Source organism: Lysinibacillus sp. NPDC093692, from assembly GCF_050280125.1.
Lineage (GTDB): Bacteria > Bacillota > Bacilli > Bacillales_A > Planococcaceae > Lysinibacillus.
On sequence record NZ_JBNNUW010000015.1, the window covers coordinates 85,541 to 108,284 of the forward strand.

Annotated in this window: 26 protein-coding genes; 11 read left to right on the forward strand and 15 right to left on the reverse strand. The window is 35.9% G+C overall.

The features are described 5' to 3' along the window. The first annotated feature begins 47 nt into the window (after window positions 1-47). A complete protein-coding gene (locus ACQKN4_RS16240) occupies window positions 48-1,052 on the forward strand; it encodes a hypothetical protein (RefSeq protein WP_427484196.1) in 1,005 nt (334 codons plus the stop codon). Window positions 1,053-1,219: 167 nt separating this feature from the next. Next, window positions 1,220-1,522 (forward strand): hypothetical protein, encoded by a 303-nt coding sequence (locus ACQKN4_RS16245; RefSeq protein ID WP_427484197.1) that lies wholly within the window; start codon window positions 1,220-1,222, stop codon window positions 1,520-1,522. A gap of 75 nt (window positions 1,523-1,597) precedes the next feature. Here ACQKN4_RS16245 and ACQKN4_RS16250 read toward each other — a convergent pair whose 3' ends face one another. The 4 genes from ACQKN4_RS16250 to ACQKN4_RS16265 form a co-directional block, all read right to left on the reverse strand. Continuing rightward, entirely contained in the window at window positions 1,598-2,323 is a 726-nt protein-coding gene (locus ACQKN4_RS16250; RefSeq protein ID WP_427484198.1) for a metallophosphoesterase family protein, read from the reverse strand. 27 nt (window positions 2,324-2,350) lie between these two features. After that, window positions 2,351-2,854 carry a DinB family protein gene (locus ACQKN4_RS16255; protein WP_427484199.1) on the reverse strand — a complete coding sequence of 168 codons (504 nt, stop codon included), beginning with the start codon at window positions 2,852-2,854 and terminating at the stop codon, window positions 2,351-2,353. Between the two features lie 94 nt (window positions 2,855-2,948). Continuing rightward, entirely contained in the window at window positions 2,949-3,494 is a 546-nt protein-coding gene (locus tag ACQKN4_RS16260; protein WP_427484200.1) for a TlpA family protein disulfide reductase, read from the reverse strand. A gap of 49 nt (window positions 3,495-3,543) precedes the next feature. Beyond that, a complete protein-coding gene (locus tag ACQKN4_RS16265; RefSeq protein WP_079563093.1) occupies window positions 3,544-3,921 on the reverse strand; it encodes a hypothetical protein in 378 nt (125 codons plus the stop codon). 494 nt (window positions 3,922-4,415) lie between these two features. Here ACQKN4_RS16265 and ACQKN4_RS16270 point away from each other — a divergent pair, with 494 nt between their 5' ends. Beyond that, window positions 4,416-5,792: an MATE family efflux transporter gene (locus ACQKN4_RS16270; protein ID WP_427484201.1), complete on the forward strand. Its 1,377-nt coding sequence runs from the start codon at window positions 4,416-4,418 to the stop codon at window positions 5,790-5,792. A gap of 62 nt (window positions 5,793-5,854) precedes the next feature. Here ACQKN4_RS16270 and ACQKN4_RS16275 read toward each other — a convergent pair whose 3' ends face one another. Together ACQKN4_RS16275 and ACQKN4_RS16280 are read right to left on the reverse strand one after the other, a co-directional pair. Beyond that, a complete protein-coding gene (locus ACQKN4_RS16275; protein WP_427484202.1) occupies window positions 5,855-6,193 on the reverse strand; it encodes a hypothetical protein in 339 nt (112 codons plus the stop codon). 278 nt (window positions 6,194-6,471) lie between these two features. Further along, window positions 6,472-6,672, reverse strand: coding sequence for a cold-shock protein (locus ACQKN4_RS16280; RefSeq protein ID WP_053484870.1), 201 nt, complete (start codon window positions 6,670-6,672; stop codon window positions 6,472-6,474). A 492-nt stretch (window positions 6,673-7,164) separates the two neighbouring features. Between ACQKN4_RS16280 and ACQKN4_RS16285 the strand changes: the two genes are divergently transcribed. After that, complete coding sequence (locus ACQKN4_RS16285) at window positions 7,165-8,217, forward strand: ABC transporter ATP-binding protein (RefSeq protein WP_427484203.1); 1,053 nt, start codon at window positions 7,165-7,167, stop codon at window positions 8,215-8,217. A 61-nt stretch (window positions 8,218-8,278) separates the two neighbouring features. Here ACQKN4_RS16285 and ACQKN4_RS16290 read toward each other — a convergent pair whose 3' ends face one another. Next, window positions 8,279-9,199, reverse strand: coding sequence for a substrate-binding domain-containing protein (locus ACQKN4_RS16290; protein WP_427484204.1), 921 nt, complete (start codon window positions 9,197-9,199; stop codon window positions 8,279-8,281). Between the two features lie 164 nt (window positions 9,200-9,363). Here ACQKN4_RS16290 and modA point away from each other — a divergent pair, with 164 nt between their 5' ends. Then, window positions 9,364-10,149 carry a molybdate ABC transporter substrate-binding protein gene (modA, locus tag ACQKN4_RS16295; protein ID WP_427484205.1) on the forward strand — a complete coding sequence of 262 codons (786 nt, stop codon included), beginning with the start codon at window positions 9,364-9,366 and terminating at the stop codon, window positions 10,147-10,149. A 3-nt stretch (window positions 10,150-10,152) separates the two neighbouring features. Further along, a complete protein-coding gene (gene modB / locus ACQKN4_RS16300) occupies window positions 10,153-10,809 on the forward strand; it encodes a molybdate ABC transporter permease subunit (RefSeq protein WP_427484206.1) in 657 nt (218 codons plus the stop codon). Between the two features lie 110 nt (window positions 10,810-10,919). Here the strand turns inward: modB and moaD are convergent, their stop codons facing one another. From moaD to ACQKN4_RS16325, 5 genes are read right to left on the reverse strand one after another with little or no spacing between them, the layout of a single operon-like run. Further along, window positions 10,920-11,153, reverse strand: coding sequence for a molybdopterin converting factor subunit 1 (moaD, locus tag ACQKN4_RS16305; RefSeq protein WP_079563086.1), 234 nt, complete (start codon window positions 11,151-11,153; stop codon window positions 10,920-10,922). Next, window positions 11,146-11,625 carry a molybdenum cofactor biosynthesis protein MoaE gene (locus tag ACQKN4_RS16310; RefSeq protein ID WP_427484207.1) on the reverse strand — a complete coding sequence of 160 codons (480 nt, stop codon included), beginning with the start codon at window positions 11,623-11,625 and terminating at the stop codon, window positions 11,146-11,148. The genes moaD and ACQKN4_RS16310 overlap by 8 nt, the downstream gene beginning before the upstream one ends. Beyond that, window positions 11,622-12,146, reverse strand: a complete 525-nt coding sequence (mobB, locus tag ACQKN4_RS16315; RefSeq protein WP_240518350.1) for a molybdopterin-guanine dinucleotide biosynthesis protein B — start codon at window positions 12,144-12,146, stop codon at window positions 11,622-11,624. Before mobB ends, ACQKN4_RS16310 begins: the two co-directional genes overlap by 4 nt. After that, window positions 12,107-13,399 carry a molybdopterin molybdotransferase MoeA gene (locus ACQKN4_RS16320; protein WP_427484208.1) on the reverse strand — a complete coding sequence of 431 codons (1,293 nt, stop codon included), beginning with the start codon at window positions 13,397-13,399 and terminating at the stop codon, window positions 12,107-12,109. The genes mobB and ACQKN4_RS16320 overlap by 40 nt, the downstream gene beginning before the upstream one ends. 14 nt (window positions 13,400-13,413) lie before the next feature. Next, window positions 13,414-14,430 (reverse strand): thiazole biosynthesis adenylyltransferase ThiF, encoded by a 1,017-nt coding sequence (locus ACQKN4_RS16325; RefSeq protein WP_079563082.1) that lies wholly within the window; start codon window positions 14,428-14,430, stop codon window positions 13,414-13,416. A 119-nt stretch (window positions 14,431-14,549) separates the two neighbouring features. Here ACQKN4_RS16325 and ACQKN4_RS16330 point away from each other — a divergent pair, with 119 nt between their 5' ends. From ACQKN4_RS16330 to moaC, 3 genes are read left to right on the forward strand one after another with little or no spacing between them, the layout of a single operon-like run. Then, complete coding sequence (locus ACQKN4_RS16330) at window positions 14,550-15,044, forward strand: MogA/MoaB family molybdenum cofactor biosynthesis protein (protein ID WP_079563081.1); 495 nt, start codon at window positions 14,550-14,552, stop codon at window positions 15,042-15,044. After that, complete coding sequence (mobA, locus tag ACQKN4_RS16335) at window positions 15,041-15,631, forward strand: molybdenum cofactor guanylyltransferase (RefSeq protein ID WP_427484209.1); 591 nt, start codon at window positions 15,041-15,043, stop codon at window positions 15,629-15,631. The genes ACQKN4_RS16330 and mobA overlap by 4 nt, the downstream gene beginning before the upstream one ends. Beyond that, entirely contained in the window at window positions 15,624-16,106 is a 483-nt protein-coding gene (moaC, locus tag ACQKN4_RS16340; protein WP_079563079.1) for a cyclic pyranopterin monophosphate synthase MoaC, read from the forward strand. The genes mobA and moaC overlap by 8 nt, the downstream gene beginning before the upstream one ends. Window positions 16,107-16,462: 356 nt before the next feature. Here the strand turns inward: moaC and moaA are convergent, their stop codons facing one another. The 3 genes from moaA to ACQKN4_RS16355 are packed head-to-tail and all read right to left on the reverse strand — an operon-like array spanning window position 16,463 to window position 18,700. Further along, on the reverse strand, window positions 16,463-17,479 hold the full coding sequence (gene moaA / locus ACQKN4_RS16345; RefSeq protein WP_079563078.1) for a GTP 3',8-cyclase MoaA: 1,017 nt from the start codon (window positions 17,477-17,479) through the stop codon (window positions 16,463-16,465). Window positions 17,480-17,509: 30 nt separating this feature from the next. Then, window positions 17,510-18,340, reverse strand: coding sequence for a formate dehydrogenase accessory sulfurtransferase FdhD (gene fdhD, locus ACQKN4_RS16350; RefSeq protein WP_079563077.1), 831 nt, complete (start codon window positions 18,338-18,340; stop codon window positions 17,510-17,512). Between the two features lie 12 nt (window positions 18,341-18,352). Next, window positions 18,353-18,700 (reverse strand): DUF2294 domain-containing protein, encoded by a 348-nt coding sequence (locus ACQKN4_RS16355; protein ID WP_079563076.1) that lies wholly within the window; start codon window positions 18,698-18,700, stop codon window positions 18,353-18,355. A gap of 617 nt (window positions 18,701-19,317) precedes the next feature. On the opposite strand from ACQKN4_RS16355, the gene fdhF reads away from it, so the two are divergent. Both fdhF and ACQKN4_RS16365 read left to right on the forward strand, forming a co-directional pair. After that, complete coding sequence (fdhF, locus tag ACQKN4_RS16360; protein WP_427484210.1) at window positions 19,318-22,251, forward strand: formate dehydrogenase subunit alpha; 2,934 nt, start codon at window positions 19,318-19,320, stop codon at window positions 22,249-22,251. Window positions 22,252-22,255: 4 nt separating this feature from the next. Further along, window positions 22,256-22,732, forward strand: a complete 477-nt coding sequence (locus ACQKN4_RS16365) for a DUF1641 domain-containing protein (RefSeq protein WP_079563074.1) — start codon at window positions 22,256-22,258, stop codon at window positions 22,730-22,732. Window positions 22,733-22,744 lie beyond the last annotated feature (12 nt).

Genomic DNA, 22,744 nt, shown 5'->3' on the forward strand with positions numbered 1-22,744 from the left:
TATGATATGGTATATTATCTACAATGCTATTTTAGAAGGTGGAAAACATGCTAGAAGTAAGTGAAAGTAAGTTAGCACAATATATTATACATTTTATTGACGATACACTCGTGTTAGGTGAAGAATCATTATCACAACCAGAGGTTATGCTAGAGGCAGCTTTTACACAGCTGGCGTTTAGCAAAATTGATTTGGAGCAGCAATTTGAATTTTTTCACGAAACAGATATTGGGTTAAATGAGGTTTACACATATGTGAGAGCAATTTTTGAGCAAGAGAATAGTTTCCTTGAACAATCAATAAACATTGCTAAACACTTACATAGTGTATCTCAGCACCCTAACATTAAAAGTGGCGAATTGTTTATTGGATTATTTGACAATTGTTTTCTGTCTACAGAAGCTAAAAAAATAATCTCCATCGTTAAAATTGATGAAAAAGAAATGTTTTTAGATGTAAAAAACGACCAAAACAAAATGGTTATAAATGGTATTGATGGCATCAATGTAAAGAAAGTCAACAATATGACCATCATCGTAGATATGGGGCCGGAACAGGCACCTGCTGTCTTTATGAAAACGAAAAGGAAAGAAGATATTATCTATTGGCAAGAACGTTTTTTAAAGATTAAAGCTGCAGATGAACATTATTATAAAACGAATTTAGCCTTAACAGAATGCAAAAAATATATTTTAAAAGAAGAAAGCTTTACAAATACTGAAAAGCTAGGTCTCTTAAATAAAACGCTTGATTATTTTAGAAATGAAGAAGAATTTCAAGTAAATAATTATATTGAAACAGTGTTTGAAAATGCGGAGCCAACACAAAAAGACATTATTATCAATTCGGTAAAACCTTATGAAACTGTTATTTCTGAGAGCGCACTTGAAAAGGCTGAGAAGAAATATAAACGTAAAATTAAACTCGACTCCAATATTGAAATCCAGGTAAACGTACAGGATATCGAGCAAGTAGATGAACTAATTGAAGTAGGCTACGATGAATCGACAAATCGAAAGTTTTATAAGATTTATTTCCAAGAAGAACTATAATTACATGTATGAGCCTCTCCTAGTTTAGGGGGGTCTCTTTTTTTGCGCATCACAATAACATGTGATTGATTTCCGTTCCGACTTGGCGCTTTGTAGCTTTCGCTACGCACCAAATTTGTTAATGTGTTACAATTTAGTTAAATTTAAAATAGGGGGGTCTTTTTAAAATGTCCTATGTTAACGATTTACAATATTATATAGATAGTTCTTCAATCGGGATTTTACTTGAATTTCTTTTGGTGACAACTTGTATTTCAACTATTATTTATGTAGTAACTAAAAATCAATATATTTCGTACTTATCGTCTGCGCCAATATTCTATTTTCTTTCAATGCTTTTGTATCACAATTCCCACTTCATTCTGCTTGTATTAGCAATGACAGTACAAGCCTTAGTTATTTTATTTATCCAGAAGAAGGACCTACTAAAGGTAATTTCAATAAAAGACAAAGCTCACGACAATATTTAAGATGATAAAATAAAGGACTTGTTTTTATGATTTATCAACAAGTCCTTTTACTCTTTAAATTACTAAAAAACCACCTTATACTCTTCCATATTGCAATGCTCTTGCCCAATCAGATCTATTTTGGGCTTCACTTTGTTTAATAACGTCCATAGTATCATAAGGGATGCTTACCTGCTCAATTATCCATTCACCATTCCTTTTTTCTACAACTGTATAATTCGCAAATGGTGTGCTTGATTCAATCTTATAATGGAACGGTTCAATCTCTTCATAAGCAGGCAAACCGACACTGCCTGGATTTATAATAATTTTGTTATTAGGTAAATAAACAATCGTTGGTAAGTGGGAGTGACCACAAAAAATAATATGTTGAGGTATATCTTTTACTAAATTCATTATTTCTTCTGTTTGTTTTAATGTAACACCATTTGGCGTAATTTCATTCAACATATACAGCTCATCATTTTCAGGTGATGCATGACAGAAGTAAAAGTCATCTGTCTGAATTGAAAATGGAAGGCTAGTTAACCAGCATTTATGTTCCTCAGTAAGCATGTCTAGTACATATTGAACGGTTGGATTTTCAGATGAAGATTGCAATAATATCCGATCACAATTCCCACTTATACTTTTCATATCTATACGCTTTATCATTTCAAATGTCTCTAGCGGGAATAACGGTCCATAAAGAGTGTCACCTAAATTATAAACGCAATCGATATTTCTATTTTTCACATCTTCTAACACTGCTTTTAATGCATCTTTATTTCCGTGAATATCTGATATAACGGCTATTTTCACAATATCCTCATCCTCATTTATTTCATTTTACATTTCCGGAGCATCCATACCGAAATTTGCCCATTCCTCTTTAGCCGGACCATAGATGCCAGGGACAGTTAACCCCGCCTGTCGCATAAGAACCGTCATTTGTCCACGATGGTGATTCTGATGTTGAATCAAGAACATTAAAAGTATACCAATTTGCATATCTTGACCGAAAAATTGGATATGCTCGTGAAGGGTTTGATCAGTCCAATTTGTTTTTACCGCTTGCACAAACGCATTATTAGCTTGAGAATAGCTATCTGCAATAAATCGTGCTGAAGTAGGAACAGGATAATCTTTAGTTGGAGCATCAAATGTTAAACCTGTATTCGAAGTAATAATGCGAATTGCAGTGACCGTATGCCAAGCAATACGTCCTAAAGTCCAATTTTCAGACGTTATTTCCTGCTTTAGTGATTCATCAGTTAAATTATTCAATAACTTCTGCGTACAATCGGCTTCAAACTCCCAAGACTTAAAAAAACCATTTAATGTCTGATACATAATAATCCCCCTCTTACTTGCGTTAATAATTTCCTTAAAAATGACGCCAACATATAAATGATCCCACCGTAAAGGAACTGATTATTTTTACAGATTAGTAGAGTTTATCAATATAATCATTTAATTGTTGTTGATTCATCGATCCCTTTATCTTGTTCTTTAATATACCTTTAGAATCAAAAATAAAAGTTGTTGGATATGCCACTACTCCAAATGATTTTTGAAGTGTACCATCTAAATCAAGAAATATAGGGAAATTTAAATTGTATGACTCTTGAAATTCCATAGCATTTTCACTACTATCAACAGAAGTTGTATTAATCGCTAACAGCTCAACATTTTCAGATTTATTGTTATAAAAATCCCTAAATTCAGAAGCCTCTTCTTGACAAGGTCCACACCAAGATGCCCAAAAGTTAACGATTAAGACCTTTCCCTCGTATTCTTTAAACGTTGTTGTTGATTCGTCTAATCGTGTTAACTTTGCATCAAAAGCAAGCTGTTTCGTTCCATCCCCATTTTCTACCAACGGGTTAACTGTTGCTTCTTCTTTTAGGAATACATCTTTCAAAACAATTCCAACAAGTAATACGATTAACAAAACGGAGAAATATAAACCTAAACGCTTTTTAAATTGCATAAATGATCACCTAAATTACCCTTTAAATATTATTTTTCTTCAAGCATACCTAGATTGAATTTTGATAGGATACTATTAACTTTTCTTTGGCTTTTTGACCAGCTAATCCTGTTTTAAATAATTCAGTAGATTTTTGATGATCTACTATTTTTGTAAATTGTTTTAATAAGTTTTCTATTAAAACATCGGGCATCTCGCCTGCGCTTTTATCTGTGTCTTGTCCCTTTGGTAATTTGACTTCTTTAATCATTATTCTTTCACCATCTAATTTTGTGACATAATGACGAATATAACCATTTTCTTTTTTAATTTCATATTTCGCTTTACTCTGTTTATGTTTATCTAAAAATAAATTTGGAGATAGTCCATTTAGTTCATCTTTTTTTATTGTATTTATGTAATTATTATTTGTAGATGGGATCATCATTCTATTGACCTCCTTCATTAATTTTTTTAAAGGATACCCATTTTAATTCGAGTATCAATCATTACTTACTTTTACCATTATATAAATAATTTACCACATTAATCAATTCCCTAAATTCGCTCTACTCTATAACCGCAACGAGCCCTTTAAAGACCTTCATCGCCTCATTATGTCATAGCATGAAAAAATACCCAACTATTATTGACTTCATTTTTTTCTGGTGGTACATTTACTAAACTAAATTTAAATATTTCCAAGGGGTTGAAATTGATGTAAATAACTATACATTTAAGGCAAGTATAAGGAAGCTTATTGCTACGAACATTTTTATGATGAAGAAAGCCCTGTTATTGGCTTATAGGGGATGCAATGACAGTGGAAGTCGATCTCTAATCCAGTTTTAAGTACGGATGGTGGGCTAATTGGCAAAAGCCTGCGCACGCCATCACATATTTTAAAGGAAATGGGTTATTCAAACCTAAGAGGGCAAAAAAATGGACCAACAAATTTTACATGATGATAAAAAGCTACAGAAAGCTTTTTTTAACTTTCTAATACCTGTAATGCTAGCGAATGTGCTGCAATCTTTAGGGCAAGTCTTTGGCATGTTTATAGTTGGGCGTAATTTAGGAGTTGATGCGCTAGCGGCGATTTCAGCATTTTTCCCATTCTTCTTCTTTTTAATGGCATTTGCTATTGGAATTGGCTCTGGTAGCTCGATTTTAGTAGGGCAAACATATGGGGCTGGCAATCATGAGAAGATGAAGGAAGTTGTTGGGGTAACACTAGCCTTCACGACGATTATATCCATTGTCGTCGCAATTTTTGGTGGCTTTTTCATTGAATGGATTTTACGTTTTATGCAAACACCTGCAAACATTTTAGATATGAGTATTAGTTATGCTCAAATTTTATTTTTCACCCTACCGATTATGTTTTGGTATATGGTGTACACTACCTTTATGCGTGGTGTAGGTGACTCTAAAACACCTTTTCTATTTTTAGTTATAAGCGTTATTTTAAATATTGCATTCCTACCACCATTAGTTTTTGGCTGGCTTGGTCTGCCTGAATTTGGCTTAAACGGCGCTGCTTATGCCTCTGTTTTATCCAATCTAGTAACGATGTTATTATTATTTGCCTACTTGCATAGAACAAAGCATATTTTGCGCTTAGACAAATCGGTATTACAGCACTTTAAATTAAAGAAGGATATTTTAGCTTCATTATTAAAGTTAGCCATTCCAGCAAGCATTAGTATGGTTGCGATCTCTGTAGCAGAAATTGCTGTAATAGGTTTCGTTAATGTTTACGGCTCCGATGCTACTGCCGCTTACGGTGTTGTCAATCAGGTGGCTAGCTATGCACAGGTGCCTGCGATGAGTATCGCGATTGCGACATCTGTATTTGTGGCGCAAGCTTTAGGGGCTAACTCCACAGAAATGATTAAAAAAATTCGTCAACTAGGTGTGCTTATTAACTATATTTTAGGTGGTACGATTATTTTAATTATGTATTTATTTGCGGAGCCAATTTTATCTTTCTTTATTGATCAACAGAATACGGTACTAATCGCAAAGAATTATCTATATATTGCATTTTGGAGCTATTTAATTTTTGGCCATACACAAACAGTTTCGGCTACAATGCGAGCTACAGGTGTTGTCTTATGGCCTACAATTTTCCTAGTTATCGCGATTTGGGTAGTCGAGGTGCCATTGGCGTTTGTTTTATCGCACTACACTACATTCGAGCTAAATGGTGTTTGGTTAGCTTACCCTGCTGCCTTCTGTGTGCATTTTGTATTACAATACGCATACTTCAGGCTAGGCTGGCAAAAACGGACATTAAAAGCAATGCTAAGCGATTAATCATTAAAATTGCTGTAGACAAAGCCACACATTACTTTGTCTACAGCAATTTTATAAGTATTTCAAGCTTCCACCGGAGGAATTATTCCCCAAACTAATAAGAGAAAGAATACTAAACCAATTAAAAAGAATATAACTGACGTAATAAATATCGGACCTAGTTGATAAGTAAACTGTTCCCTTTTCTGAATTATGCCTGTTTGCCCACTAACTTGAGATGCAAATAACCTAGTCATAGCTCCACCACTACTCGAAAAGTAAAAAGTGCTACCAGCAAAGGCTATACCAGTGAAAAACATTATCTCAATAAACCTTACGGAGAAAAATGAAGCAATAAAATACGTAATTAAAACTTCTACAATAAATGCCACTATCATAATAATTAAATTTTTACTACGCATATAAACTCTCCCCCCTAAATTTTATACATCCTATTACTTTGTATACGATTAAACAGGAATTAAGTTCCATTTTAAGTTAAATTTCATTACTATTTTTTCGCTTTCTTTTTTCTGTTAATGGGAAAGAAATTAAATTAATGTTTGATGAGTTGAATTTTGAGATGGAATAAAAACAGGTAGTGCTAACCCACTTTTTTCCACTTTCTATCACTTCCTTTTATGCATAAAAAAAAGGCATCCTATTGAAAGGATGCCTTTTTATGGTTACATCATTAAAATTAAAGTTTTACGATGTTTGTAGCTTGAGGTCCACGTTGACCTTCTTCTACTGAAAATTCAACTTTTTGACCTTCTTCAAGAGTTTTGAAGCCGTCACCTTGGATAGCTGAGAAGTGAGCGAATACGTCATTTCCACCTTCTACTTCGATGAAACCGAAACCTTTTTCTGAGTTAAACCATTTTACTGTACCTTGTGTCATTTGAATGACCTCCATTAATTGTATTAATTAAAATCATATTACCAAAAGAAAATTCACATATTACAAAAAGCATCAAATAAAACACGATTACTCTTTGTAATATGTGAATTTATTGTTCTCTTGAAAACGATTTTATTAATTATACTATATATAAAAAAATCATATTTGTCTAGTGCAAAAGCTAAATTTTTTTAAAATCTATTCACAAACCAACTTACTCCATTACTAAAATCAGTTCAACTAACGAGGTACAGTAACGATTTTAGATCAACAAACCTCGTTAATTGAAATCGAAATAACCACTCAATACCTTTAAAGATGTTCAGCGCAAGCGTTGAATCACTTAGATTAATGAATGCTGAATCCTCTTTGAACTACTCAGCTTCTTTTTTAAGATTTTGTCCTGCGTTAATTTCTCTATCATAATGTGTGCCACAAGAATATGTTACAATGACTTTTGTTTTAGTTATCATTTGAAATGAGGTTTAACAAATGAGTTTTATTAAGCTAACGCATGTCGAAAAAGCATATAATGCCCAACCACCTGTATTAAAAGATATTAATATTACGATTGAAAAAGGTGAATTCTTTGTATTAGTAGGTCCATCTGGTTCAGGTAAAAGTACACTTCTGCGCCTTATTGCTGGCTTAGATAAAATGACGAGTGGCACAATACAAATAAATGGGGACACATTAGATATGGCTTCCCCTCAAGAACGAAATCTATCAATGGTTTTCCAAAATTACGCACTATACCCACATCTAACAGTGGAACAAAATATTTTATTTGGTTTGAAAAGAAAAGGCGTTCATAAACAAGAGCAGCAGAAACGTTTGCAAGAAAGTGTTGAATTGCTAAAGCTGACAGATTATTTACATCGAAAACCAAAAGCTTTATCCGGAGGTCAACGTCAACGTGTTGCTCTTGCACGTGCTATCGTAAGCCAATCCCCGCTGTGCCTGATGGATGAGCCTTTATCCAATTTAGATGCACAATTACGAACACAAATGCGGACAGAAATCAAACAACTACAAAAAAAATTGGACTTAACAACTATTTATGTAACCCACGATCAGACAGAAGCGATGACCATGGGGGATCGAATAATGGTTTTACATAATGGATGTATTCAGCAAATTGGCACACCTCTAGAATTGTATAATCAACCAAAAAATTTATTTGTCGCAAGCTTTATAGGCTCTCCAGCTATAAACATGGCAAGTGCAGTTCTAGAAGATTCTACGCTCATTATTGAAAATCAATTTAAAATGAAGCTTCCAAGCAATGTTTATGCACGTTTACCTCAACATACACCATTATCAGTCTGCGTTCGGCCAGAGCATCTCCAAAAAGGAGACGTTTTGCATCTTCCTATAGTAAATATTGAACAGCTAGGACATGAAACGCATATCATTGTACGATTGGCAGATCAAACATGGACAATTAAATGGAGTGGCCAACATAGCTTTAACATCGGAGAAATTCTTTCTCTCCAGCCTCAACACCTACTATTTTTTGATGTTGAAACTGAAGTATTATTATAATTTCCCCGATTAATGTAAAAAAACTTGCCTTTTTGGTAAGTTTTTTTCACACCATGCATTATTAAAGTGTTTCATATATAACTTGTCCCATTTGACTGACGTCATAATCTCCTAATGCGACTACTTCCGCTTGGAAATCTGGTGAATTTAAAATCTCTTTTACCGTTTCAAGCAGCAGTTGATTTTCGGGAGTTTTTAATAGGACAATATCATATCGTTCTCTAACAAGTGGTATAAAGTCAACATCTATAAGTTTTGATATTTTTTCAATGCCTATTCCAATGTCTGCATTTCCATTTGCGACAGCAGAAGCTACATCTATATGGCTCATTTCTTCTTCATTATACCCTTCAATTGAGGATGGAGATATGTGATGAATGCGTAATTGCTCATCTAGGAAAGTACGAGCACCTGAACCTTTTTCACGATTCATCAATTTTAGTGTTTTAGTCTTAAAATCATCCATTGATTGAATTTGCATTGGATTTCCTTTTTTCACATAAAAGCCTGCTTGGCGTGAAATCAGATTGATAAGAATATAAGAGTGGCTTACAAAAATCTTTTTCAAATACGGTGTGTTATAATCCCCTGTATCACCATCGTACAAATGTAAACTAGCAATATCACTTTCCCCATTATACAGCCCCATAACACCATTAAAGCTACCTTCATGAGAGCGCAATACTTTATTCGATTGTTTTTTCTCTATATATTTTCCTAATAAGTCTAAAGCTAAGTCTTGTCCGCTAATAATAACTTTTTTGTTTGTAGAAGGAATAGTCGAGGTAGTAGATGCGGTAGTAGTTGCTCCTGACTTGCTCTTTTGTATATATAATTGTAAATCGGTTCTATCTACGCGCATTTGTCGACCTACACGAAAAACAGGTAAATCTCCCTTTTTCACTAAATCGTAGATCGTTAATTTTGAAACCTTTAATAATTGAGCAACCTCTTCAATCGTATAGGAATGTTCATGTGGCATGTAAAAAATCTCCCCTTATGCTTCTATTGATTACAATAGTAACGTAATTATAATATATTTAACATCTTGAATGTTTCTAACGATTTGGTATTTCTTTTTTAGACATAACTAATTATAATTAGTTATGTCTTGTTATAACGAGTTATAAAAGGAGTATAATCAAAGTGAAAAAGTATTATAGTTTGATAGCTTCATTGTTACTACTAGTCAGCATTTTAGCAGGCTGCAGTAGCCAAGAAAGCAGCAACAAAACAAAAGAGCCCGTTGAGTTAACGATTTCCGCAGCAGCTAGTTTACAAGAATCATTAGAAGAGCTTCAAAAAGCATATGAAAATGAACACGATACTATTAAAATCACATTTAACTTTGGTGGCTCTGGTGCATTACAACAACAAATTTCAGAAGGTGCTCCTGTTGATCTTTTCTTTTCAGCAGCAGAAGATAAGTTTGATGAGCTAGTTCAAGAAGATTTAATCGATAAAAAACAAGGAACAGATCTTTTAGCGAACGAATTAGTATTGATTGTTCCTAAGAAAAATGAAAAACAGATTCAATCATTTGAAGACGTAACGAAAGCTGATAAGATTGCCATTGGTACACCTGAAACGGTTCCTGCTGGCAAGTACGGTATAGAAATATTGAAAAACATGAAGCTTTTGGAACATGTAGAATCAAAAGTAGTGTATACAAAAGACGTACGACAAGTTCTTACATATACAGAAACTGAAAATGTCGATGCAGGCCTAGTTTATAAAACAGATGCTCTTGTATCAGAAAAAGTCGATGTCGTTGCTACAGCCAAAGAAGATATGCATACACCTATTATTTATCCTGTAGGTGTTATCAAAGATAGTAAGCATGCAAAAGAAGCGGAAGATTTTTATCACTATTTACAAAGTGATGAAGCGATGAAAGTATTTAAAAAATATGGGTTTCAAGGGACTCATTAATAGATGAGTACTGATTTCTGGTCACCTCTAAAACTTTCTATCGAAATAGCTCTTGTGTCAGGAATAATTGTGATAGTAACTGGTATTCTATTTGGTAAATGGATGGCAAAACGTAAGTTCAAAGGAAAATTATTTCTAGAAACAGTGTTACTTTTACCACTAGTATTGCCCCCTACTGTAATAGGGTTTCTTCTAATTATTATTTTTGGTAAGAAAAGTGTACTAGGTAACTTTATTACATGGCTTTTTAACCAACCCGTTATGTTCACATGGTGGGCGGCAGTCATAGCCTCTACTGTCGTTGCATTTCCTTTAATGTATCAATCAGCAAAAACCGGCTTTGAATCTGTTGATGAGGACATCGAGAACGCTGCACGTGTTGATGGTGCAAAAGAATGGCAAGTCTTTTTCTTTATTTCTATTCCTCTTGCATTAAAATCAATTGTCTCTGGTGGAATTTTAAGTTTTACACGAGCTTTAGGTGAATTCGGTGCAACCTTAATGTTTGCTGGTAACCTCCCAGGCAAAACGCAAACGACGCCACTTGCTATTTACATGGCTATTGGTTCAGGTAACATGTCACTCGCTTGGTCATGGGTGATTTGTATGATAGGTATTTCCTTCCTTATGCTTCTGAGCGTTCATCTCATAAAGGCATAAAGTAAAACTTTAACCAGTAGAGTATCTTCCCCTACGACGAGCTTTTTCTGGATCAAAATAATAAAAGATGTAGTCGGTTCACTAAACTGGACCAACTACATCTTTTCTTTTTACCCTCCACTAATGGGTGGAATGAACGCGACTGTATCCCCTTTTTTTACGACCGTTGCATCTGTTGCAAATTCCTCATTTACCGCTGTCATAACATGTTGTAAAGAAACCTGTGGATATTGTATTTCCATCCATTCTTTAATTTGTCCAATTGTTCTATCTGACAGGTCTACACATAATTTTGACTCGCCTATACTTTCTTGTAAGTGAGCAAATAATAATATGTTAATCACAAGATTCCTCCTCACTGATTGATGGATTTCCTTTTGGATAAGGGACATTTTCTAATTGATCACCAATCCATTCGGTCCCATCTTCCCAATACTCTTTTTTCCAAATAGGCACAATTTGTTTTATACGATCAATAGCATATTCATTTGCTTCATAGGCTATTTTACGATGTGGTGATGAAACCGCGATTACTACGGCAATATCCGAGATTTCTAAATGACCAACACGATGTGTAATGGCTACTTTTGCTTCTGACCATCGCTCTTGTATTTCTTTAGATATTTGTTCAAACATTTTAATAGCCATAGCTGGATAAGCTTGATATTCCAAATGTAGTGTTTTCTTTCCTTTTGTCATTTCACGTACTGTTCCGATGAAAACAGTGATCGCACCAGCATTTCGATCTGATACTTTTTGTCTAACTTCTTCAATATCAATTGGTTTATCAATAATTTCAAACAACGATGTAGTCATGATTTCTGCCTCATTTCTTGCATTAAAAATTTTATATATTGTTCCTTCTCATGAATTGAAAAAGTTGGGTAATCTAGTGGTTTATTTAGTGGATAGGTTGGCCAATAAAGAACACAGATGATATTACTTACTTTTTGTAGCAAAGATTCATCTTCCGCCTGGCGCAAAAGAACAACCTTCGGAAAGTCTTCATTTTTATAGCCTTCAATAAAAATGATATCCATCTTAAATGTTTCATAAATAGCTAGTATATCAGCAAGCTGCCAGTTACTTTGGTGAATACTCATGCGCAAAGTACCTTCTCCCTCAACTGCTGTGACACTTGCACCCGCTTTCTCATGACGAACACTATCTTTTGAACTTTCGATCATAGGGATACCACCATGTCCATGGTGCTTGATTGTTCCTACCCGAAAACCATCTATGGTAGCTTGTGTAATGAGCTGTTCCATTAACGTCGTCTTGCCACTATTTTGATAGCCTATGATTTGTAGGATTTTTCGATGTTGTCCCATGGCCACTCACTTCCCTGCAAATCTTCTAACATTAAGACAACAACTTGCATTCCTTTTTCGTATCCACGTGATCCACCTGGTAATACAATAAAGGCATTAGCTTCCGCTAAAGAAGAAACCGCACTAGATTTATCAAAACCAGAAGGAACTGCAATTAATTGACCGTTTTCGTACGAGGCATTAGCACGTACAAAACGAGTAAACGGATTCGGTTTTTTAAAGTCCGCACCTAAAACAGCCTGCTCTCTACGTAGATGTGGTTGCTTATTACCGAATGCTGTTCGAATAATAGGTCGGGTAAATAGTTCAAACCCAACATAGCAAGCTGATGGATTACCTGAAAGTCCAAATAATAATTGACCATTTCGAGCCGCAACAGTTGTTACACTACCTGGTCGCATTGCCACTTTATTAAACAGTACCTGTGCGTCAATGGCTTCATAAATGGCAGGTAAGTAATCGTAATCGCCTACTGATACTCCTCCTGTTGTAATCAATATATCTACTTCCTGAAGAGCTTTTTCTACAGCTTGTATACATAAATTTAACTCATCGCTCAATTTACCAAAATATTTGACGGTTGCCCCAGCACGTTCAATTTGAGCCATTATCATATAGGCATTACTATTACGAATTTTCCCTGGCTGTAAAGCATCACTTGGTTCTAGTAATTCACTTCCTGTTGCAATAACGCCTACAATTGGTTTTTGAAAAACGGGTACTTGATCATAACCAAAAGTAGCAAGTAATGCGACAACACCCGGATTGATGTATTGTCCTTTTTCAATAAGAATTGCGCCTTTTTGAACGTCCTCACCTTTATAGGAAATATTTGTTCCTGCTTCATAAGAGCGTTTAATTGACATATAACGTTGACCGTCTTCTTCAAAGGTGCGTGTTAATTCTAGCATAACGACTGCATCGCAACCGCGTGGGATAGGAGCTCCTGTCATAATGCGCACCGCTTCTCGATCACCCACTGCTCCCTCAAATACATAGCCCGCCCCAATTTCCCCTACTACTTTGAAGGTTACTGGATTTTCTGAACATGCTTCCTGACTATCGACCGAGCGAATAGCATAACCATCATATGGTGAGCGATCAAATGATGGTACATCTTGGTCAGCTGCAATATCTTCTGCTAAAAAACGTCCATGTGCTTGCTGTAGTGATACGGTTTCTACTTTTTCTAGGAATGCAAACTGCATGACCCGTTGAACAGCTTCCGCAACAGCAATTGGTTTTCTTTTTTCTAACATTTTAGAACACTCCTTTATCCGAATAAACGATAATAAATGGTTTTAGCCTTTTGTATATCTTTTACACCGTGAATAACAACTCGTCCATCTTGAAAAATCACTAGTCGATAATCTTCTGCTTGGCAAGATAATAAATAGGGATTTTGTTGAATATCACCATAAGGACGAAGTTGGACAGCGAGCTGATCCAAATTATAGTGAATCGGTTTAGGTGGACGTATTTGAATAGCATCCCGACCACATAATACATTTAATTTTGTTTGATTTTCATATGACAAATACGGATACGTCGGATTTTTTCCACAGGATGGACAATCATGATTACGAATTTTTTCAACGTTTATTTCATAGTGTTGATTTTGCCAAACATCAAAAGTTAAATAACTTTTTCGTAATGCTTCTTCATTACCTACTAAATACTTTAAAACCTCAGCTACTTGATAGGCTGCTACGATTTGAACAGTCGGACTGATTATTCCTACTGTATCGCATGTCATCCCCGTATTGGGTATCGCTGCTAGCAAACAATGTAAACAAGGTGTTGTACCTGGCACAATCGTATAAGTAGCGCCATAACTGCCAATACAAGAACCATAAACCCAAGGAATTTGATATTTTTGTGCAAGATCGTTCATCATAAAGCGAATATCAAAATTATCCGTTGCATCTACCATCATATCTACATCTTCAAGCAGTGAAACTAATTGCTCTGTACACGCATCAACTATATATTCGTTGATTTCTACCTCAGAGTTAATGCTTTGTAGTCGTTGTTTTGCAGCGATGACTTTAGGGACTTTTTCTTGTGCATCTTGCTCAGTATATAGTTGTTGTCTTTGTAGATTACTCCACTCTACATAGTCACGATCAATAATCGTCAATTTTCCGATACCGGCCCTTACTAGAGCCTCTGCGCTAGCACTGCCTAAAGCACCAACCCCTATCATTAAGACATGCTTTTGTTTTAGTAATAGCTGCCCTTGTTCTCCGATTGGGCTGAATAATTGTTGTCTAGAATATCTATTATGCATAAACGTTTTTGCCTTTCTTTCTATGAATTTTAGTTTGACCTTTTCATTTATAGCTTTATAATAAAAGCAATGTTTTTCAGCAAAAACAATATCAACTCTTTAAAAGGAGGCCTTTTATCTTGCATCCTACACATAGTCAACTTTCTATACGAGCTGCCATTTTAACAGTAAGTGACACACGCACGAAGGCGGATGATCATGGTGGTCAGCGTATTCAATCATTGCTTCAAGAAGCTTCATTTGAATTAGTAGACTATCAAATATCAAAAGATGAACCACTTGAAATCTCAAACCATGTACAAAAATGGTGCGCTGATTCTACCATTAATACCATTATCGTAACAGGTGGAACAGGGTTTACACCTAGAGACCAAACTTATGATACGATTCTCCCTCTTTTCGAAAAAGAAATGATGGGATTTGGTGAGTTATTTCGAACATTAAGCTATGAAGAAATCGGCCCAAAAGCTATGTTTAGTCGTGCAACAGCAGGTAGTCGCAATAAAACGGCTATCTATGTGCTACCGGGTTCCACGAATGCCGTAACACTTGCCATGACAAAACTGATTCTTCCTACTGTGCAACATTTTGTCGGTGAGTTGAATCGCATATGAAAATAGCTGGTGTTGTCTTAGCTGGCGGTCAATCTTCTCGGTATGGTCAACCGAAAATGTTTGAATTATTTGCTGGTCTGCCTTTATATAAGCAAAGTCTCATAGCCTTACAAAAAAATCAACTACATCCTTTAATTATTGCTACAAATGCTAGCTTGCAATCGAAGTTTGTAGAAGATGATGTCCAATGGAGCATTGAAAAACAGCCTCATCAAGGACCTCTATTTGCCTTGCATCATATCATGACAAACTTCCCAGAAGTAGAGTGGTTTTTCGTAATAGCAAGCGATATGCCTTTTATTAATGCAGAATTTGTCCAAACTATGCTAACATTTATCGATGACCGTTATGAGGCTATTGTTCCTAAACAAGCTTCAAGATTACAACCTCTTGCTGCTTTATATCGACGCAGTGCTTTACCAAAAGCACATCAACTAGTCCAACAAAACAAGCGAAGTATGAAAGTCTTGTTAGAGCAACTTCAAGTGTGTTATGTTCCCTTTGAAGACGACAGCTCAACATTCATCAATATCAATTCACAACAAGATTGGCTACAAACATTTGAAAGGAAATCTAATAATGAGTAATTTTACACACTGGAACGAAGAAGGTCGTCCTAAAATGGTCGACATTTCAGAAAAAACAAGCACAAACCGTACAGCGATCGCTCGCAGTACAATCACGTTATCTGATGAGGTCTATGAAGCCATCCAACAAGGAGGCATAAAAAAAGGCGACCCAACTCATGTGGCACAAATTGCTGGGATTATAGGTGCTAAAAAAACGGCTGATATTATCCCAATGTGCCATCCGATTATGTTACAAGGAACCGACCTTCAATTTGACTATACAAAAGCAGAGGTTGGTTACGAACTACACATTCAAGCTACAGTGAAATGTAGTGGTAAAACAGGTGTCGAAATGGAAGCACTAACTGCTGTATCCATTGCTGCACTGACTTTTTATGATATGTGTAAAGCAGTCGACAAGTCTATGGTCATTAAAGAAACTTACCTTGTTCAAAAAACAGGCGGAAAAAGTGGCGACTTTGTGCATAAATAAACATCAAATCAATTTTGCCTTGGCGTAATTGCGTCCGGATTTTGAATTGTGCTAAGGCCTGCAGGATGCAGGTCAGTTAGCCGTTTTCGCAGGATGCGAAGGTTTTAGGCTAACATCCTTATATTCATTCCTTTGAAAATCCGTGACATCCGCCGGAGGCTTTATCTTCACTCAGCAGGTACTTGGACACCCACTGAAAAAAACCTCATACGCATCCATATCACCACCTTCTAGGTAGTAGTTTTCTGCTGAATGAAGATAAAAACCCGGCATTATTGTGCCGTTTTTTTTCTGCTCTTTAACTATAAGTCACTAATACTAACAAGCTAGTACCAACTAATATCACTCTATTTTGTCTAACCACCGATGTGTGACATTTCAATTTTTGAGTTTCTTCGTTTTTCCATCGTCTGTTCATTTCGTTCATCGGAATAGCGATCTTTTCTATTTTCCCACACATTCGAAATGCATTGGGTAATAGTTTCATCATCTTCCCCAGACCTTAATAATTCTCGTAAACTCGTTCCCTCTGTTGCAAATAAACACGTATATAATGTTCCTTCTGCCGAAATACGGGCACGCGAGCACGTTGAGCAGAAAGAATCTGTTACAGATGATATCACGCCAATTTCACCTTTGGCATCCTCATATTGATAACGAGTAGCTACTTCCCCTTTATAATTAGGGTCGACAGGATGCAGTGGAGAAAATTGATGGACTTGGTCAACGATTTCTTTCTTCGAGAGAACGTCATCTAGCCGCCATCCATTTGAATTACCGACATCCATATATTCAATAAAGCGAAGAATATGCTGTTTCTCTTTAAAATATTCTGCCATCGCAACGATATCTTGGTCATTTTTTCCTTTTTGAACGACCATATTGATCTTAACTTGTAAACCTGCTTCTGCTGCTTTTTCTATACCTTCTAATACCGCTTTCACTTTTCCTCGATGACCGTTCATCTCGAAAAAGCGTTCCTCGTTTAGAGAATCTAGGCTAATAGCTACTCGTGATAAACCAGCTCGCGCCAATTCATTTGCATATTTTTTCAACAATGTGCCATTGGTCGTTAAAGCAATATCCTCTACTCCAACTATGCGATGTATACGTTCAATTAATTTTGGCAAATCACGACGTAGTAAAGGCTCACCGCCAGTAATGCGCACTTTTTTCACACCTAATGAAACGAAAATCTTTACTAATCGTTCGATTTCTTCAAAACTCAATATTTTATCGGACGGTAAAAAAGCATAATCAGGACCAAATACTTCTGCAGGCATGCAATATTGACAACGAAAATTACAACGGTCTGTTACTGATATCCTCAAATCTCTTAATGGTCTTTGTAGTTGGTCTCGTAGATTAGTAATTTTAATCTCTTCCTTTCATTTTGATCAATTTCACCTTGGCGTAATTGCGTCCGGGGGCTCTAACTCATTTGTAGGTAAATGAATACGTTCCTTATGTGTATAAATATTAAGTGTACTTTGGCGAATAAAGCCTACCGTCGTAATACCGAGTTGCTCTGCCAATTGCAATGCCAATTCTGTAGGAGCAGATTTGGACAAAACAATTTCACAGCCAATTTTCGATACTTTAAGTAAAATTTCTGATGAAATCCTTCCGCTAAACACGATAATTTTGTCCTGAATGCTAATATTGTTTTTTAGGCAATAACCATAAATTTTATCTAAGGCATTATGGCGCCCAATATCCATTCGGCTTAATAAAACTCCATTCGTATCACATAGTGCTGCATTATGAACACCACCAGTTTGTTTGAAGATTTCAGCCAAATCTTGCATATCGCGCATTAAACGAAAACAATCATCTGTTGTAATACGCACATGAATGCCTTCCATTGTTTTTGCTACTAATGCATCATTAGCAAAAACAAAACCTTGACGGCTCATGCCACAACAAGAAGTTATGTAACGTTTATTTTGAATTTGTTGAAAGTAAGGATTCACACGCTTTGTTTTAACATGTACAAAGCCTTCTTTTTCTTGATGCCAAATTTCTTCAATATCATCGTAATTACGAATAATTCGTTCAGAAGCCAAATAGCCAATAACCATATCTTCTACATACTCTGGTGTGCAAACCATCGTCACAAATTCTTGCTCATTAATCTTCACTGTCACAGCATATTCTGTAACAACAGTATCTTTTATTTCTTTGATTTGATTACCTTCAACACGTATTATGTCTCTAGCTACCGCTCGCTCCATATGGCATCCCCTTTATTCACTAATATTATTTTCAAAAACAAATACGGAAATAGCAAAATCTTCTTCAATTTTAATATCTGAAAATAAATGGAGTAACTTAGTGCCCATCAGTTCTTCCATTCCTTCTGGAGGTGATTTAGTATACAAATCTTGAATCATCCTAGTACGTGCAGCATGGACCATTTTTAACCCTTCAGGTGTACTCGCAATAAATTTTTCTGTCGGTGTGATATTCCCATATAAAGTTGACACAGCCATGTTCTCGATGAAAACCGTATGAATACGCTCCGGTCCTTTTCCAAATATATCTTTTCGTAGTTTTCGAATAATGTCGTTGAATTCATGCACTTTTTTTGACATTTTAACGATTCTCCCAACGTAATTAATCTTTTTATCCTATGTTCATGGGGGTCACCCTTATAGTTTGTTAATAATATAGCAACTTAAATAAAAATTAAAGAGAAAATATTCAATGATAATTATTCTCAATCAATAATTTTTATTATAATTATTGTCCATTTTAGCTGAAAAGGCTATAATAAGTGATATTATGTATGGAATGAAAGTATTTTGATTCTTATGTCATGGTTTTATACAAATAGGTTTGAACTTGTGGCATGGTGGTTTTAATATTTATATTCTATAGTTATATTGAATAAAAAATAAAAGTAGATTGAATTTTTAGCAAGGCCTGTTAAGAATTTTATCCACCATGACGAATCAGCATGTTTTAAACGTGCCTTTTCATGGTGGATTTTTTTATTTTTCAGCAATATCAGCAATAACAACTCGTGATACATGTTTCTTCATCTATCTTAGTGTAGAAATTGGATACATCGGGAAATGACATTATAACAAGACCATTTTTTAAATGAACAAGACATTCAACATAAAAAACTCGCAGTCCTATTCTCGGTTTATCCCCAGTATTAACCTGTTGCCAAAAAAGTCTCTAAGAACAAAAGGAGGAAATCACCTTGACTAAAATTAACATTAATGGCCAATCGTATAATGTAGCAGAGGGAGCTACAATACTTGATACCATTAATCAAAATGGCATCGCCCACCCACAAATTTGTCATGTACCATCTGTTGACCCTATCAAAACTTGTGATACATGTATCGTTGAAGTAAACGGACAGTTAGTTCGCTCTTGTTCAACAAAAGCTATAGACGGCATGGATATCCAACTTACTTCTGATAAAGCGAAAGCTGCACAAACGGAAGCGATGGATCGTCTATTAGAAAACCACCTGCTGTATTGTACAGTTTGTGATAATAACAACGGTAATTGTACATTACATAACACAGCAGAATTAATGGAAATCGAACATCAAAAATATCCTTATCAACCAAAAGTTGAACCTCACGAAGTAGACATGTCGCACCCATTTTATCGATACGATCCAAACCAATGTATCGCATGTGGACAATGTGTAGAGGTTTGTCAAAACTTACAAGTTAACGAAACATTATCTCTTGACTGGGAAGCCGAAAGACCAAAAGTAGTATGGGATGAAGGCGTTGCCATTAACGATTCTTCATGTGTAGGCTGTGGGCAATGTGTTACCGTTTGTCCATGTAACGCATTAATGGAAAAATCAATGCTTGGTGAAGCTGGTTTTATGACTGGGCTTAAGCAAGATACATTAGATCCGATGATTAATTTAATTAAGGAAGTTGAGCCTGGTTATAGCGGTATCTTCGCTGTTTCTGAAGTCGAGGCTGCTATGCGTAGTAAACGGACGAAGAAAACAAAAACAGTTTGTACTTTCTGTGGCGTAGGTTGTTCGTTCGAAGTTTGGACAAAAGACCGCAAAATTTTAAAAGTGCAACCTTCTGACGGTCCTGTAAATGCAATTTCTACTTGTGTAAAAGGAAAATTCGGTTGGGACTTCATCAACTCTGAAGAACGAATTACAAAACCATTAATTCGTAAAAATGATGCATTTGTTGAATCTTCATGGGATGAAGCTCTTGACTTAATTGCTACTAAACTAGGTGGCATTCAAAAAGAACACGGTTCTGGTTCTGTCGGCTTTATTTCTTCTTCAAAAATTACAAATGAAGAAAACTACTTAATTCAAAAAATGGCACGTCAATTATTTGAAACAAACGACGTTGATAACTGCTCACGCTATTGTCAATCTCCAGCTACAGATGGCCTACTACGCACAGTTGGTATAGGTGGCGACGCTGGAACGATCAAAGATATCGCAAAAGCCGGCCTTGTTATTATTGTTGGGGCTAACCCTGCAGAAGGTCACCCTGTTTTAGCTACTCGTGTAAAACGTGCACATAAGTTACACGGTCAAAAATTAATTGTTGCCGACGTTCGTAAACATGAAATGGCTGAGCGTTCTGATATTTTCATGCGCCCAAAACAAGGAACAGACCAAGTATGGTTAATGGCCGTTACAAAATATATGATCGATCAAGGTTGGCATGATGAAGCCTTCATTAAAGAGAACGTGCACTTCTTTGATGATTTTAAAGATGTACTTGAAACATACACATTAGAATATGCAGAAAAAGAAACGGGCATTTCAAAAGAAACGTTGATAAATGTTGCTGAAATGATTCGTGATGCTGACGGTACATGTGTACTTTGGGGTATGGGTGTCACACAAAATACAGGTGGCTCATATACATCAGCTGCAATTTCTAACCTACTTCTAGCTACTGGTAACTATCGTCGTCCAGGTGCAGGTGCCTACCCTCTTCGTGGTCACAACAATGTTCAAGGTGCTTGTGATATGGGTACACTACCAAATCTATTACCAGGTAATCAAAAAGTAGTAGACGACGAAGCACGTAAGAAATTTGAAGAAGCATATGGTGTGAATATCAAACCTGAACCAGGTCGTACGAATATGGCAATGTTAGATGCTATCATGGAAGGTAAAATGAAAGCAATGTATTTAGTTGGGGAAGATATGGCACTTGTAGATTGCGATGCTAACCATGTAGATAAAGTACTTTCACAATTAGACTTCTTTGTTGTACAAGATTGCTTCCTTTCACGTACAGCACAATATGCGGATGTTATTTTACCAGCAGCACCTTCTCTTGAAAAAGAAGGTACTTTTACTAATACAGAGCGTCGTGTACAACGACTATATCAAGTATTACCAACACTTGGTGAATCAAAAGCCGATTGGGAAATCCTTCAATTAGTAGCACGTCGCCTAGGTGCTGACTGGAATTACAGTCACCCAAGTGAAATCTTTGCTGAAATGGCTAGTCTTGCTCCATTCTTCTCGCAAGCGAACTATGATGTATTAGAAAATTGGGGTAGCTTCTGTTGGGGTAGCCATGATGGTAAAGACACACCATTACTATATGAAGATGGTTTTAACTTCCCTGACAAAAAAGCTCGTTTTGCTTTAAATGATTGGATCAGACCGGTTGAATATGAAGCGCAATATGATTGCCATATTAACAATGGCCGTATGCTTGAACACTTCCATGAAGGTAATATGACAAATAAATCAAAAGGTATTCAATCGAAAGTACCTGAAATTTTTGTTGAAGTTTCACCAGAATTAGCAAAAGAACGTGGCATTGAAGATGGAGCTCTTCTTCGTTTAGTGTCTCCTCAAGGCGCATTAAAATTAAATGCCCTAGTAACAGATCGCGTACAAGGAAATGAACTTTTCTTACCTATGAACTCTGTTAGCAAAGATTCGGCGATTAATTTCTTAACAGGGCCAGCTGGAGACATCAATACATCGACACCTGCATACAAACAAACAAAAGTACGTGTAGAAGTATTGAAACAAAAAGGAAAATCTCCACTTCCTAGAACAAACCCGCGCTATAAAAAACGTCATCCACAAAATGGTGTTGAGGTAGAACGCAAATGGAAGCGTCCTGGCTACGTTCACTTAACAACTAACGAAAGGGAGTGAGTTCATGGCAGCACCAATTACGACAATTCAAAAAGCGCAAAAAACAGAAGAACAATTAAAGGAAGAAAAGCTAGACAATTTAAAGCAACTTCTTTCTGAAAATGAAGAAATGGTTAACCAGGTCTTTACGATCATGGCAGAACTAAATGATATTGGAGCACTAGAAGCAGCTACGAAACTACTAGAAGCAAAAGAAGAGGTTACCCATATTGCTCTTGGACAATTAACTCGTAAGCCTGTTACGAATATCATCAACAACTTAATGGGTGTTGCGGGAGCATTAACCGAGCTGAACCCAGAAACAACAACAAAGCTAATTGAAGGCTTAAATTCTGGCTTAGATGAAGCGAACAAAGCTGTTGAATCTGATGAAAAAGTTAGTGCCTTTAAGCTGTTCAAAATGCTAAACGATCCTGATGTTAATCGTGCTGTAAATTTTGGCGCTCACTTCTTAAAAGGGCTTGGCAAAGGCCTAAAATAGGAGGATGGTTAT